Origin of the sequence: Aliirhizobium wenxiniae, from assembly GCF_019511445.1 — a bacterium.
GTDB lineage: Bacteria > Pseudomonadota > Alphaproteobacteria > Rhizobiales > Rhizobiaceae > Neorhizobium > Neorhizobium wenxiniae_A.
Genome location: NZ_JAEUAN010000002.1, coordinates 322,265 through 335,423 on the forward strand (window position 1 = coordinate 322,265; position 13,159 = coordinate 335,423).

13 protein-coding genes are annotated in these 13,159 nt (G+C 60.4%); 7 read left to right on the top strand and 6 right to left on the bottom strand.

Going from position 1 to position 13,159, the window contains the following annotated elements:
- Positions 1 to 6: 6 nt before the first annotated feature.
- Complete coding sequence (locus JNB91_RS03730) at positions 7 to 1,266, top strand: O-antigen ligase family protein (RefSeq protein ID WP_220324167.1); 1,260 nt, start codon at positions 7 to 9, stop codon at positions 1,264 to 1,266.
- 315 nt (positions 1,267 to 1,581) lie between these two features.
- Here JNB91_RS03730 and minE read toward each other — a convergent pair whose 3' ends face one another.
- From minE to denD, 5 genes are all read right to left on the bottom strand, one after another.
- Positions 1,582 to 1,839, bottom strand: a complete 258-nt coding sequence (minE, locus tag JNB91_RS03735; RefSeq protein WP_220324168.1) for a cell division topological specificity factor MinE — start codon at positions 1,837 to 1,839, stop codon at positions 1,582 to 1,584.
- Positions 1,836 to 2,651 (bottom strand): septum site-determining protein MinD, encoded by an 816-nt coding sequence (minD, locus tag JNB91_RS03740; RefSeq protein ID WP_220324169.1) that lies wholly within the window; start codon positions 2,649 to 2,651, stop codon positions 1,836 to 1,838. Before minD ends, minE begins: the two co-directional genes overlap by 4 nt.
- A 31-nt stretch (positions 2,652 to 2,682) precedes the next feature.
- Entirely contained in the window at positions 2,683 to 3,438 is a 756-nt protein-coding gene (gene minC, locus JNB91_RS03745) for a septum site-determining protein MinC (protein ID WP_220324170.1), read from the bottom strand.
- Between the two features lie 297 nt (positions 3,439 to 3,735).
- Entirely contained in the window at positions 3,736 to 4,626 is an 891-nt protein-coding gene (locus JNB91_RS03750; protein WP_220324171.1) for an NAD(P)-dependent oxidoreductase, read from the bottom strand.
- Positions 4,623 to 5,606 (bottom strand): D-erythronate dehydrogenase, encoded by a 984-nt coding sequence (gene denD, locus JNB91_RS03755; RefSeq protein ID WP_220324172.1) that lies wholly within the window; start codon positions 5,604 to 5,606, stop codon positions 4,623 to 4,625. The genes JNB91_RS03750 and denD overlap by 4 nt, the downstream gene beginning before the upstream one ends.
- Positions 5,607 to 5,789: 183 nt before the next feature.
- Here denD and JNB91_RS03760 point away from each other — a divergent pair, with 183 nt between their 5' ends.
- The 6 genes from JNB91_RS03760 to JNB91_RS03785 all read left to right on the top strand — a co-directional run bounded on the left by JNB91_RS03760 (position 5,790) and on the right by JNB91_RS03785 (position 12,171).
- On the top strand, positions 5,790 to 7,235 hold the full coding sequence (locus JNB91_RS03760) for an FAD-binding oxidoreductase (RefSeq protein WP_220324173.1): 1,446 nt from the start codon (positions 5,790 to 5,792) through the stop codon (positions 7,233 to 7,235).
- A 23-nt stretch (positions 7,236 to 7,258) separates the two neighbouring features.
- On the top strand, positions 7,259 to 7,972 hold the full coding sequence (locus JNB91_RS03765; RefSeq protein ID WP_220324174.1) for a FadR/GntR family transcriptional regulator: 714 nt from the start codon (positions 7,259 to 7,261) through the stop codon (positions 7,970 to 7,972).
- A 147-nt stretch (positions 7,973 to 8,119) separates the two neighbouring features.
- Complete coding sequence (locus tag JNB91_RS03770; RefSeq protein ID WP_220324175.1) at positions 8,120 to 9,280, top strand: fumarylacetoacetate hydrolase family protein; 1,161 nt, start codon at positions 8,120 to 8,122, stop codon at positions 9,278 to 9,280.
- A 19-nt stretch (positions 9,281 to 9,299) separates the two neighbouring features.
- Positions 9,300 to 9,833: a TRAP transporter small permease gene (locus JNB91_RS03775; RefSeq protein ID WP_220324176.1), complete on the top strand. Its 534-nt coding sequence runs from the start codon at positions 9,300 to 9,302 to the stop codon at positions 9,831 to 9,833.
- Position 9,834: 1 nt separating this feature from the next.
- Positions 9,835 to 11,112 (top strand): TRAP transporter large permease, encoded by a 1,278-nt coding sequence (locus tag JNB91_RS03780; RefSeq protein ID WP_220324177.1) that lies wholly within the window; start codon positions 9,835 to 9,837, stop codon positions 11,110 to 11,112.
- Positions 11,113 to 11,163: 51 nt separating this feature from the next.
- Entirely contained in the window at positions 11,164 to 12,171 is a 1,008-nt protein-coding gene (locus JNB91_RS03785) for a TRAP transporter substrate-binding protein (RefSeq protein WP_220324178.1), read from the top strand.
- Positions 12,172 to 12,237: 66 nt separating this feature from the next.
- Here JNB91_RS03785 and JNB91_RS03790 read toward each other — a convergent pair whose 3' ends face one another.
- A complete protein-coding gene (locus JNB91_RS03790; RefSeq protein ID WP_223218039.1) occupies positions 12,238 to 13,152 on the bottom strand; it encodes a DMT family transporter in 915 nt (304 codons plus the stop codon).
- Positions 13,153 to 13,159 lie beyond the last annotated feature (7 nt).

A 13,159-nucleotide genomic window follows, 5' to 3' on the forward strand; every position in this document is an offset into this window, starting at 1 on the left:
TGGCGAATGAAGATCGCTCGGTCGATGTTGGTCGACCCTGACAGGAACCAGGTCTATGGGATAGCGGCAGTGGCGCTATCCTTCTTCGTCTTCGCCTATTCCAGCCGTTTCGGTCAGGTGTCGATCCTTGCCTATTACGCGCTGTGGTTCCCTCTCATACTGGTCGATTACAAGCGGGTCCTGGGCAATTATTTCCGGTATCTCTGGATCCTTGCCTTCCCGCTTCTCTGTTTCCTCTCGGCTTTCTGGTCGCCGGCGCCCGGCGTCTCGCTGCGCACCGCGATCCAGTTCCTGACCCACCTGATCTGCGCCCTGATCGCCATGCGCACGATCAGCGTGCTGACGCTGACGCGCGGTTCGATCGTCGGCACGGTCGTTGTCATGCTCTATTCGATCGCCTTCGGCTCCTACAGCTATGACGCGATGGATGGCAGCTACAGTTTCGTCGGCTCGTTTTCATCGAAGAACCAGCTCGGGCTTTACGCTTCGCTCGGCCTGGTCTTTTCGGTCCTCTACGCCATCGTCTTCCGCCGCCGGGATATCTGGCTGGTCGGTGCGGGTGCGGCGGCACTTCTGTGCGCTTACTGCCTCATGGCCTCCCAATCGGCCACGTCCGTCATCACCACGGCAGGTCTGATCGCCGCCTGTATCGCCTATCTGCCCTTCGGCCTTCTCTCTCCCGGCAGCAGAAAACTTCTCTTTGTCGGCATCATCGTCATCGGCTCGGCCGTCGTCGTGGCAGGCCTGCAGATGGGCGCAGTCGATGCGATCCTCGGCCTGTTCGGCAAGGATTCGACACTGACGGGCCGGACTTATCTGTGGCAGCAGGGCATAGAGGCAGCCCACCTCAACCCCGTCCTTGGCATGGGCTATCAGGGTTTCTGGGTTCAGGGGTTTGCCAAGCCGGAACAGCTCTGGGACGAGTTCTTCATCGCCACCCGCTCGGGCTTTCACTTCCACAACACCTATATCGAGGTGGCGGTGGAAAACGGTCTGGTCGGTCTGGCGCTGCTCGTTTTCGTTCTGCTGAGAAACGTTTTCGGCCATCTGGGCGCCATGCTGAACCGCCGCAACGATCCAGCATCCATCACTCTCTTCGCCGTCAGCCTTTTGTTGCTGATGCGCTCCTTCGTCGAGATCGACGTGATCTTCCCCTATCAGATCGGCTCGTTCCTGATGTTTTATGCCGCCGGAAAGCTGACTTTGCGGCGACCTGTGCCCCAGCTTCCGCAGCAAAGATACAGGCATCGACCGATCGCGGTTTGAAACTTCAAAGAGAACGGGCTCGACCAGAAGCTCCCGTCGTTTTTAGGTTGCCGATAGAGCTTGGCGTTAGCTTTGGCCAAGGCCGGCTACCAAACCCTCCCTCATCCCTGTGCTTGTCACAGGGATCCAGCAGCCCAAGTCTTTGGGCGGAAAGAGTCTTTTCACGGCGCAGACGCGCCGTGGCTGGATTCCTGTGACAAGCACAGGAATGAGGAGCGTCAGGGGCTTTGTTGCCGCGAAGTGTTTTTTCAGCGGTCAAATGAAAACGGCCCGTGGCAGAAGCCCGGGCCGTTTTCATTTTAAGTCTTGGGAGGTTCAGGCTGCCCGTGCGGCATCCAGCGGGATCTCGACATCGATCTCGAGGATCGAGACATTCTCGTCGCGATCGACCTTCACCTTGACGCGGTCGGCATCGAGCTCGACATGCTTGGCGATCACGGCGAGGATTTCCTCGCGCAGGATGGCGGTCAGATCAGAGCCGGCGGATGCGCGCTCGTGGGCAAGCAGAACCTGCAGGCGTTCGCGCGCAGCAGGCGCGGATCGCGAGCGGGTGAAAAGACGCAGTATGCTCATGCGGCCTTCCTTCCGAACAGTTTACCGAAGATCCCGCGCTTTTCGCCCGGAATAGTAACGGGGATCGCTTCGCCGGCCAGACGGCGGGCGGCTTCGAAATAGGCCTGGGCAGGCGCGCTGCGCGTATCGGCAAGCGTCACCGGAGCACCGACGTTCGAGGCCTTCAGCACATCCATGCTTTCTGGAACGATGCCGAGAAGCGGGATGGAGAGGATTTCCAGAACGTCATCGACCTTCAGCATGTCGCCGCGTTCCGCACGATTGCTGTCGTAGCGGGTGAGCAGAAGATGCTTTTCCATCCGCTCGCCGTTTTCGGCCTTCAGCGTCTTGGAATCCAGCATGCCGATGATGCGGTCGCTGTCGCGTACCGAGGAGACTTCCGGATTGGTGACGACGACGGCGACATCCGCATGGCGCATGGCAAGCGTTGCGCCTTTCTCGATGCCGGCCGGGCTGTCGCAGATGACCCAGTCGAAATATTTCTTCAGCTCGGCGATGACGCGCTCGACGCCCTCTTCCGTCAGCGCATCCTTGTCGCGCGTCTGGGAGGCCGGCAGCAGGAACAGCGTGTCGAGACGCTTGTCGCGGATCAGCGCCTGCGGCAGCTTGGCGTCGCCATTGATGACGTTAACGATGTCATAGACCACGCGGCGCTCGGCACCCATGACGAGGTCGAGATTGCGCAAGCCCACATCGAAATCGACGACAGCGACCTTTTCGTTGCGCTGTGCCAGCGCTGCACCCAGTGCGGCACTTGATGTCGTCTTGCCGACCCCGCCCTTGCCGGACGTGACTACGATGACTTTCCCCATCCTGATCTCCTGTGTTGAACCTTGTGCCGGCTCAGAAAAGTATGTCTGCCATAATCGTGTCGCCCTCGAGCGACAGTTGCACGGCGTGCCCGCGAAGGCTCGAATCCATGTCTTCCGCCATCTTGTAGATGCCGTCGATGGCGATCAGCTCGGCCTCGAGGCGACGGCAGAAGATGCGCGCATTGGTATTTCCGATCGATCCGGCCATCGCCCGGCCGCGCAGCGTGCCGTAGATATGGATCGAACCGCCGGCGATGACTTCCGCACCGGAGGCAACCGAGCCCACGATGGTGATGTCACCTTCCGGAAAGATGATCGACTGGCCCGAACGGACCGGTTCGTCGATGACGAGCGACTGCGTGATCGCCCGGATCTGCTGCGCTTCCACCTGTTTGATAGGCGTCTGCTCAACGGCTTCCGATTCGGCCTCAGCCTCGGGATCCGATTCGCGCGCCGTCACCTCGACATCCGCGGCAGGCTTGCCGCCCTTCATCGCCGGTGGCATTTCGGGGGTAAGCTGCGACGGACGCGCGCCCTCGATGCCCATGATCCGGACCTTGCGTTCGGCAAGATCGTCGATCAGCTGCTTCAGCTCGGCCTTCTTGATCGAAAGCTCGGACACGTCGAGCACGACGGGACGGTCGAGAAAGAAGCCGGCCGAGCGGGATGCAAGGTCGTCCAGGCGGACAAGCCATTGATCCAGCGGAAGATCCGGTGAAAGAACGACCGCCAGGAACGAACGGCCCTTGATGCGAATGGAGCGAGCGTCTGTTAGCACTTTGGTCATCTACGTTAATAAATCGTTGCCCGATCTCTACCGCTGAGATGGTTAACAAATGGTTAACGCGACCTGCCCAAGCCTTAAGATGCGGTAACGAACTCGGTTGGATTTGGGCCGCGAAAGCGATGCGCGAAACCTGAACCTTCAGCCTTGATCGAGGCTTATGCAGGCTTTCTTGAACACGATTATTTTTCGAAACAGACCCCGCAGGCCTATGCCGTTGGGGCATGAAAAAGCCGAAGCCGCGTCAGACGCGCCTTCGGCCGGATCGATTTTGCCATATGCCGCCGCCAGCAGAGAGAATCAGCCCTTCGGATTGATGTTTTCGAAATGCAGCAGAAGGCCGCTGTGATCCTTTTCTCCGCCACCCTCGAAAACGAAATCGGAGAATTCGCCCGTCACCGTCTGCGTCAGCGGCAGTTGCAGCGAAAGCTCCTGGGCAAGCGCCATGACCGTCTTCAGGTCCTTCAGCTGGTTGTTCGACGAACCGCCAGGCTCGAAATTCCGCTCCACCATACGCGCGCCATGCAGTTCCAGAATGCGGCTCTCGGCAAAGCCGCCGCGGATCGCATTGCGGAACGCCTCGCGCGATGCACCGCCGGCCTGGACGAGGATCATCGCTTCGGCAACGGCACCGATCGTGACGGCCACGATTTGCTGATTAGCGAGCTTGCACACCTGCCCTGCCCCGCTCGGCCCCACATGCGTGACGCGACCGAGAACGGCAAAGACATCGGCAAGATCTGCAACGAGGTCAGCATCGCCACCGGCCATGATTGCGAGCGTGCCGGCATCGGCACCGACCACACCACCGGACACCGGAGTATCGAGATGTTTGATCCCGATGGCGGCAAGCTTCGCGGAATGATCTCGGGCGATCGAAGGCGCGATCGAGCTGGTATCGATCAGAACCGCACCCTTTTTCATCGCCTCCGCCACGCCGCCATCGAACAGCACCGAGCCGACGACATCGCCATTCGTCATCATGGTGAAGACGATATCGGCATCGCGCACCGCATCTGTCGCAGATGCAGCGATCACCGCACCCTCGGCTTCGAGCGGCTTCGCCTTCGCCGTATCGCGGTTCCAGACCTTGAGCGGATAACCGGCGCGAGCAAGCCGCCGCGCCATCGGCAGGCCCATCAGGCCGAGCCCGAGAAAGGCGATATTCCTCTTGGGTGCCTCGCCACTCATAGCTTGCCTCCCAGTTCATCCTCGATATGCACCTGGATGATCTGATCAAAGTTCTTTTCGGACGTGAAGCCGAGTTCGGTGGCGCGCTTGGCTTCAAAGCCCGGAGCCCAGCCGGCAACCATCTTCATGATCATCTCGTCCGGCTGGCGACGGATCAGCTTCACCGCGTCTTCACCGGCCACCCGGCGCAGCGCCTCGATCTGCTCGCCGACCGTCGCACTGACACCCGGCATGGAAAGGCTGCGACGCCAGCCGAGTTTCGACAGGTCGAGACCGGCGCCATGAATGAGGAAGCCGACGGCCGAGCGCGGAGATGTATGCCAATGACGGACATCCTCCGAGACGGGCAGAACCGCCTCCTGTCCGACAAGCGGCTCGCGCAAGATGCCGGAGAAGAAGCCGGAGGCTGCCTTGTTCGGCTTGCCGGGGCGGATGCAGACCGTCGGCAGGCGGATGCCGATACCGTCGAAGAAACCGCGCCGGCTGTAATCGGCAAGCAGAAGCTCGCTCATCGCCTTCTGCGTGCCGTAGCTGGTGAGCGGCGTCAGATGGAAATCATCGGGGATCGGATAGGGCAAGGGCGCACCGACGACCGCGATCGACGAGGTGAAGACGACACGCGGGAAATAACCGTCCTTCTGGTTTTCCAGCCGGATCGCATCGAACAGATAGCGGGTGCCATCGAGATTGATGCGATAACCCTTGTCGAAGTCCAGTTCGGCTTCGCCCGAAACGATGGCCGCCAGATGGAAAATCACATCCGGACGCGTGGCGATCAGCTTTTCCGCCTCGCCGGGCAGGCTGAAATCCGAAGCCAATGTCGTGACCTTGCCGGCAAAACCGGCAGGCTTTTCCGGCTCGATGACATCGACCAACGTCAGCGCATCGACCGGCTTGCCATGCAGCGCCCCTTCCGAAACGAGACGCTGGGTGAGCTTGCGACCGACCATGCCGGCAGCACCGATAACAAGAATATGCATGATTCCTCCCATACACCCGTGGATGCCCCACGAATTTCCTCTTGTAAGGTTGTCTGATAACCCTGTATGGTCTGTTTGGAAATAGAAGAGTTCGTCATCAGGCAAAAAAGCCGCCGGCGAAAACTGACGTGAGGCTTTGGACTGCCGGAGCACATCCGGGCACTCCTGGGGAGGAGAGACTACATGACGGACATTTCGGGCTCGCTCGCCGAGCAGCGTCTTTCGCTATGCGCAATTCTGGGCGAAGACCTTGTCCTGACCAATTCCGAAGACATGCTGCAATATTGCCGCGACTGGCACGGCGACGTGACCAGTGCTGCTGTTGCCGTCATCCGCCCGCGCTCTACCCAGGATGTGCAGGCAGCCGTCAAGGCCTGCCGCGATCTCGGCCTAAAAATCGTACCGCAGGGTGGCAATACCGGTCTGGTTCTCGGCGGGATACCGGATGAGCCGGAACGTCAGGTCGTGCTGACGCTGGAGCGCATGAACAGGATCCGCAACATCGACAGCGACGATTTTTCCGCCGTGGTCGAGGCCGGATGCGTGCTGGCCGAACTGAAGGATGCGATCGCCGAAAAGGGCATGTTCTTCCCGCTCGCACTCGGTGCGCAGGGCAGCTGCCGCATCGGCGGCAATGTTTCGACCAATGCCGGCGGCATCAACGTGCTGCGCTGCGGCATGACCCGCGAACTCGTGCTCGGCCTCGAAGTCGTCCTCCCCGATGGCAGCGTTTTCGACGGCCTGTCGACCCTGCGCAAGGACAATCGCGGGCTGGACCTGAAACAGCTTTTCATCGGCGCGGAAGGCACGCTCGGCATCATCACCGCCGTCTCGGTCAAGCTGACACCTTATCCCGACAATGTCGCGACCGCCCTTCTGGCGCTGAATTCGCTCGACGACGCGATCACACTCTATCGCCGCGCAAGACGCGACTGCTGCGACCTGATGTCGGCCTTCGAATTCATGCCGCCGCTCGCCTTCACGCTGGCCAAGGAAGCGATGCCCGACCTGCCGATCCCGCTATCGGGCGATTATCCCGCCTATGTGCTGATGGAGATTTCCGGCTCCGGCCTCGTCGATATCGACGACCTGATGCACCGTTTCCTTGAAGCCGTGATGGGCGACGAACTGGTGGTCGATGGCACGATTGCCACATCTCAGGCGCAGGCCCGCAATCTCTGGCTCATCCGTGAAGGCATGAACGAGGGCCAGGCCAAGCGCGGCGCCCATATGCGCACCGATATCTCGGTATCACTGTCGCAGCTTGCCGCCTTCGTGGTGGATGCGGAAGCGGCGGTGGCGCAAGCCCTGCCCGATTGTATCAGTGTCTCCTACGGCCATGTCGGCGACGGCAACGTGCATTTGAACGTCCTGCCGCCGAACGGCTCGACCATCGAGGAACGCCACGAGAAAATCTACAAGGCCAAGAAGGTCGTCAATGTCGTGGTCGATAAATACAACGGCAGCATCAGCGCCGAACACGGCATCGGCCGCCTGAAGCGGGACGATTTCGAGGAGCGCTTGTCGGACACCAAGCGCAGCCTGCTCGTCGCCATCAAGAAGGCGATCGATCCTGACCTTCTGCTCAACCCCCATTGCCAAATCGACCTTGGCACGGATATTCGCTAGCCATCACAAGGAGCAGATCCGCCATGGCCGATTTCACCCAGATCAGACGAAGCGAGCACCTGCCGACCCGCATTGCCGCCGAGATCGGCCGGGAAATCTCCGATGGCAGCATCGCTCCCGGCCAGAAACTGCCGACCGAACATATTCTGGCCCAGACGTTTGGCGTCAGCCGTTCGGTCGTGCGTGAGGCGATCGCCCATCTGCGCAATGAAGGACTGGTGGAAACCCGCCAGGGCGTCGGCGCATTCGCCACCGAACTGGCGCAGCGTCAGTCGCTCCGCATCGAAACAGGACCGCCGGAAGACAAGGAAGCATTCCGCGACCTGTTCCAGGTGCGCTTTGCGCTGGAAACCGAAGCCGCAGGCCTCGCTGCCCTCCACCATTCTCGCGAAGATCTCGCCAGGCTCGACGAGATCCTGGCGCAGATGACCGGCGCGGAAAAATGGGGCGAACAGGGCGTTGTCGCCGATCTCGCATTCCACCGCGCAGTGGCCGCCGCCACCCATAACGAATATTTCCAGCAATTCGTCGGCTTCATAACCGAGCGGACGCATGTGGCGATCAACGCCGCCCGCGCCGCTGCGATCTTGGAGGAGATCGTGGAGGTGACCATCGCCGAGCATGTCGCCATCCGCGATGCGATCGCAACGGGCGAACCGGCTGCGGCCAAGACCGCGATGAAGCGCCATCTCAACGGCGCGGCACGTCGCCTGAATCTCGAATTGGCAATGAGCTGACGAAAAGCCGGAGTGCTTTTCCACCCGCATGTTAACCTGCAGTTCTAGACAAAACGCAAAAGTCACACTAAAACACTTCTAACGTTGTCAGACATCTGACAATGCCGGGAAAGGTGGAGGCCTTTTCCTGAACATGGGAGGATTTCTTTGGCATATCAGCATGCCCTGTCTTCGCATATCGTCTTGCCGGAGGATGCGTCGAGCGCGCTTCTGGTCGGTCGCGTATGGTCGAACGCCGCCGCTGGCCCTTGCCCGGTGCTATTCTCGAACGGACATCTTCTGGACGTCTCGTCTCTGGCGCCGACCCTGTCTGCGCTGCTGGAGATTGACGGTCTCGTTGGAAAACTGTCCAACCCCTCGTCTTTTGCTGATCTCGGAAGCCTTGATGACTTCCTGAGCGGCAAGGCCGGAGAGCTTCTGGCGCCTGCCGACCTGCAGGCGATCAAGGCAGCCGGCGTCACTTTCGCAGACAGCATGCTGGAGCGGGTGATCGAGGAACAGGCCAAGGGCGACCCGTTGCGCGCCCAGGAAATCCGCGGCCGCCTCGCCCCGGTTCTCGGCGACAACCTCAAGGGCCTCGTTGCAGGCTCGGAAAAGGCCGCCGAAGTGAAGCGCCTGCTGCAGGATATGGGCCTCTGGTCGCAATATCTGGAAGTCGGCATCGGCCCGGATGCGGAAATCTTCACCAAGGCCCAGCCCATGTCGTCGGTCGGCTGCGGTGCCGATGTCGGCATCCATCCGAAATCGGACTGGAACAATCCTGAGCCGGAAGTCGTGCTCGCCATCACCTCCAAGGGTGAGATCATCGGCGCGACGCTCGGCAACGACGTAAACCTGCGCGATTTCGAAGGCCGTTCGGCGCTGCTCTTGAGCAAGGCGAAGGACAACAACGCCTCCTGTTCGATCGGCCCGTTTATCCGCCTGTTCGATGGCAAATTCACCATCGACGACGTCAAGTCGGCCGAAATCAGCCTGTCGGTCAAGGGCGAGGACGGTTTCGAGATGACCGGTGTCAGCCCGCTGAAGGCGATCAGCCGTACGCCGGAAAATCTGACGTCACAGCTTTTGAACCGCAACCATCAATATCCCGATGGCGCGCTGTTCTTCCTCGGCACCATGTTTGCCCCGGTCAAGGACCGCCGCGGCAAGGGCCTTGGCTTCACCCACGAGATCGGCGACATCGTCGAGATTTCCAGCCCCAAACTCGGGCGGTTGGTGAACAGGGTGGACCATAGCGACACCTGCCCCGAATGGACATTCGGGATAACCGCGCTGATGAAAAATCTGGCCACGCGCGGTCTTTTGTAAGGGCATCAGGGAGGAGCAAATGCAAAAGATTATCGACCTATTCTACAAGTTCCTTGAGATCCTGCTGATCCTGCTTCTGGCGGGTATGGCCCTGATGGTGTTCGGCAATGTCGTGCTGCGTTACGGCTTCAATTCGGGCCTCAACATCTCCGACGAGATGTCGCGCTACTTCTTCGTCTGGCTGACCTTCATCGGCGCCGTCGTCGCCTTCCGCGAACACGGTCACCTTGGCGTCGAGACGCTGGTGGCAATGTTCGGCCGCAAGGGCCGTATCATCTGTATGATCCTGTCCAACCTGACGATCATCCTGTGTTCCGCCATCTTCTTCTGGGGCACCTGGGTCCAGCTGCCGATCAATTCCAGCATGGCGGCGCCTGTCACCGGCATTTCCATGGCCTGGGTCTATGGCATCGGCTTCTTCACCGGCGCAGGTTGCGTCCTGATCGCAATCGAACGGATCATTCGTCTTCTGACCGGCCGCGTCACCGAGGAAGAGATCTCGGCCTTTGCCGGCGAAAACATGACGATCGAGCAGATGGCGGAGCGTACCTGACATGACCCTTTTCGTATTCGTCGGTTCCCTGCTCGGAGCCATGGCGATCGGTGTACCCGTCGCCTTCTCGCTGATGTTCTGCGGTGTCATTCTCATGTGGTACATGGGCATGTTCAATTCGCAGATCATCGCCCAGAACATGATCGCGGGTGCCGACACCTTCACCCTGCTTGCCATCCCCTTCTTCATCCTCGCCGGCGAGTTGATGAATTCCGGCGGCCTGTCGAAGCGCATCATCGATTTCGCCATCGCACTGGTCGGCCATATCCGTGGCGGCCTCGGCATCGTGGCGATCGTCGCCGCCGTCATCATGGCGTCGATCTCCGGTTCGGCCGCCGCCGATACCGCAGCCTTGGCCGCGATCCTGATCCCGATGATGGCCAAGGCCGGTTACAACATCCCGCGTTCGGGTGGCCTGATCGCCGCCGGCGGCATCATCGCCCCGGTCATCCCGCCTTCCATGGCCTTCATCGTCTTCGGCGTGGCGGCCAATGTCTCGATCACACAGCTTTTCATGGCCGGTATCGTACCGGGCCTGCTGATGGGTATTTCGCTGATCATCACCTGGCTGATCGTTGTTCGGAAGGACAATATCCAGCCGCTGCCGAAAGCATCCGGCAAGGAGCGTCTCAACGCCACCGGTCGCGCGCTCTGGGCGCTCGGCATGCCGGTCATCATCCTCGGCGGCATCAAGGCCGGTGTCGTGACACCGACGGAAGCCGCAGTCGTTGCAGCAGTCTACGCGCTCTTCGTCGGTATGTTCATCTACCGCGAACTGAAACCGTCCGAGCTGGCGCATGTCTTTCTGCGCGCAGCAAAAACGACCGCCGTCATCATGTTCCTCGTCTGCGCGGCACTGGTTTCGGCCTGGCTGATCACCGCGGCCAACATTCCGGCGGAAATCACCGGTTATATCGAACCGCTGATCGATCGTCCGAAGCTCCTGATGCTGGCCATCATGATCCTTGTGCTGATCGTCGGCACGGCGCTCGACCTGACGCCGACCATCCTGATCCTGACGCCTGTCCTGATGCCGATCATCAAGCAGGCGGGCATCGATCCGGTCTATTTCGGTGTGATGTTCATCATGAACAATTGCATCGGTCTCATCACGCCGCCGGTTGGCGTCGTGCTCAACGTCGTCAGCGGGGTCGGGAGGATTCCGCTGGGCAAGGTGACGGCCGGTGTCGGCCCCTTCTTGCTGGCTCAAACACTGCTTTTGCTTCTGCTCGTCGCGTTTCCCGAAATCGTGACCGTGCCGGCGCAATGGTTGCGTTGACCGACAGGTATTTCACTCCTTCAATTTAACGTCCAACTGGGAGGACTAACCATGAAGAAACTTCTTTTCGCAACCACCGCACTGGCGATGGCGATTACGGGATCGGCTCCGGCCTTTGCCGAATTCAACAGCCGCAATATCCGCGTGTCGAACGGTATCAACGCCGATCACCCGGTCGGCAACGGTATCAAGGCCATGCAGGAATGCCTTGACGAGAAGTCGGGCGGCAAGCTGAAGCTGACCGCATTCTGGGGCGGCGCGCTCGGCGGCGACCTTCAGGCAACCCAGGCGCTGCGTTCCGGCGTCCAGGAAGCCGTCGTCACCTCGTCCTCGCCGCTGGTCGGCATCATTCCGGCGCTCGGCGTCTTCGACCTTCCCTTCCTCTTCGCCACCCCTGAAGAGGCCTACAAGGTTCTCGACGGCAAGTTCGGTGACTCGATGAACGAGAAGCTCGATGCGGCAGGCCTAGTCAATCTCGCCTATTGGGAAAACGGCTTCCGCAACCTGTCGAACTCGCAGCATCCGGTGACCAAGTGGGAAGATTTCTCGGGCCTCAAGGTCCGCGTCATGCAGAACAACATCTTCCTCGACACGTTCCAGAACCTCGGCGCCAATGCCACACCGATGGCCTTCGGTGAAGTTTATTCGGCGCTGGAAACCAAGGCAATCGACGCGCAGGAAAACCCCTATGTGACGATCGACACGTCGAAGTTCTTCGAAGTGCAGAAATACATCACCGAGACGAACCACGCCTACACACCGTTCCTCTTCCTCTTCTCCAAGGCGATCTTCAACACCTACACACCGGAAGAACAGACGGCCCTGCGTGAATGTGCGGTCGTTGGCCGTGATGTTGAGCGTCAGGTCATTGCCGACCTCAACAAGAAGTCGCTGGAAAAGATCAAGGCCGCAGGTCTGGAAGTGAACCAGCTTTCGCCGGAAGAGCAGACCCGCATCCGCGAGAAGTCCATGGTCGTTTATGAAAAGCACAAGGCCCAGATCGGCGCCGACGTTGTCGACGGCATTCTGGCCGAGCTGAAAACCATCCGCGGCAACTGATCCGGATACACTCCCCGGAAAAGCTGTCGTGAGTGAAGCCCGCACCCCGCCGGTGCGGGCTTCTTTTTATTCCGGTACGGCCGGGAGCACGGTTTCCTTCTTCTTCAGCATCTGTTCGCGGATGAAGATGAACAGGCCAGAGGCGACGATGAGTGCTGCTCCGATAAGCATGGTCAGCCGCGGCACATCGCCGAAGAACATCCACCCGAAGATGACCGCCCAGAGCAGAAGCGTATATTGAAGCGGCGCGACCGTTGCCGCATCCGAGATCTTCAGCGCCCGGTTGACCAGCATATGCGCCGCCATCGCCACGATGCCGAGCAGGCCCAGAAGGCCGAGATCGAAGCCGGACTGGATAGGCGACCAGTCGAAGGGTGCAAACGCCAGTCCCGCCAGCCCTGCCCCAACCACCTGGAAGAACACCAAAGTCGTATCCGGCGTACCGCGCAGAAAGCGGCCGGAAATCATCATGAAGGCGAAGGCGGCACTGCCGATGATCGAGATCACCGCAGGCGCAGTGAACATCGCAGCCGACGGCTCCAGCGTGATGATGACGCCGACGAAACCGATGGCAATCGCCGTCCAGCGCCGCCATCCGACATGATCGCCGAGCAGAAGCGGAGAGAGCGCCGCGACATAGATCGGCGCCGCCAGCCAATAGGTCATCACATCGGCAAGCGGCAGATACATGACGGCGTAATAGAAACAGAACACTTCCGCCGTCGAGCAGACCACGCGGGCAAGCTGCATCCACGGCCGCTCGGCCTTCGTCAGCGCCGGCAACCCCGCCATCCAGACCATCGGCACCAGAATGACGAGCGCCGCAAGGCTGCGCAACAGCACGACCTGTCCCAGCCCGTAGCTGGCAACCAGCCATTTGCCCATCGTATCGTTGAGCGCGAACATCAGCATGCCGAGAAGCATCAGCGCCGGACCGGCCACCGATACGCCCCGAAGGGCCGCACTTGAGGAGATTTGCATGATCGGT

Bases quoted from the DNA above. Each gene is read 5' to 3' on its own strand.
- JNB91_RS03785 (WP_220324178.1), top strand. From the start codon at position 11,164: ATGAAGAAACTTCTTTTCGCAACCACCGCACTGGCGATGGCGATTACG.
- JNB91_RS03750 (WP_220324171.1), bottom strand. From the start codon at position 4,626: ATGAGTGGCGAGGCACCCAAGAGGAATATCGCCTTTCTCGGGCTCGGC.
- JNB91_RS03760 (WP_220324173.1), top strand. From the start codon at position 5,790: ATGACGGACATTTCGGGCTCGCTCGCCGAGCAGCGTCTTTCGCTATGC.
- JNB91_RS03730 (WP_220324167.1), top strand. From the start codon at position 7: ATGAAGATCGCTCGGTCGATGTTGGTCGACCCTGACAGGAACCAGGTC.
- JNB91_RS03780 (WP_220324177.1), top strand. From the start codon at position 9,835: ATGACCCTTTTCGTATTCGTCGGTTCCCTGCTCGGAGCCATGGCGATC.
- denD (WP_220324172.1), bottom strand. From the start codon at position 5,606: ATGCATATTCTTGTTATCGGTGCTGCCGGCATGGTCGGTCGCAAGCTC.
- minC (WP_220324170.1), bottom strand. From the start codon at position 3,438: ATGACCAAAGTGCTAACAGACGCTCGCTCCATTCGCATCAAGGGCCGT.
- JNB91_RS03765 (WP_220324174.1), top strand. From the start codon at position 7,259: ATGGCCGATTTCACCCAGATCAGACGAAGCGAGCACCTGCCGACCCGC.
- JNB91_RS03790 (WP_223218039.1), bottom strand. From the start codon at position 13,152: ATGCAAATCTCCTCAAGTGCGGCCCTTCGGGGCGTATCGGTGGCCGGT.
- JNB91_RS03775 (WP_220324176.1), top strand. From the start codon at position 9,300: ATGCAAAAGATTATCGACCTATTCTACAAGTTCCTTGAGATCCTGCTG.
- minE (WP_220324168.1), bottom strand. From the start codon at position 1,839: ATGAGCATACTGCGTCTTTTCACCCGCTCGCGATCCGCGCCTGCTGCG.
- minD (WP_220324169.1), bottom strand. From the start codon at position 2,651: ATGGGGAAAGTCATCGTAGTCACGTCCGGCAAGGGCGGGGTCGGCAAG.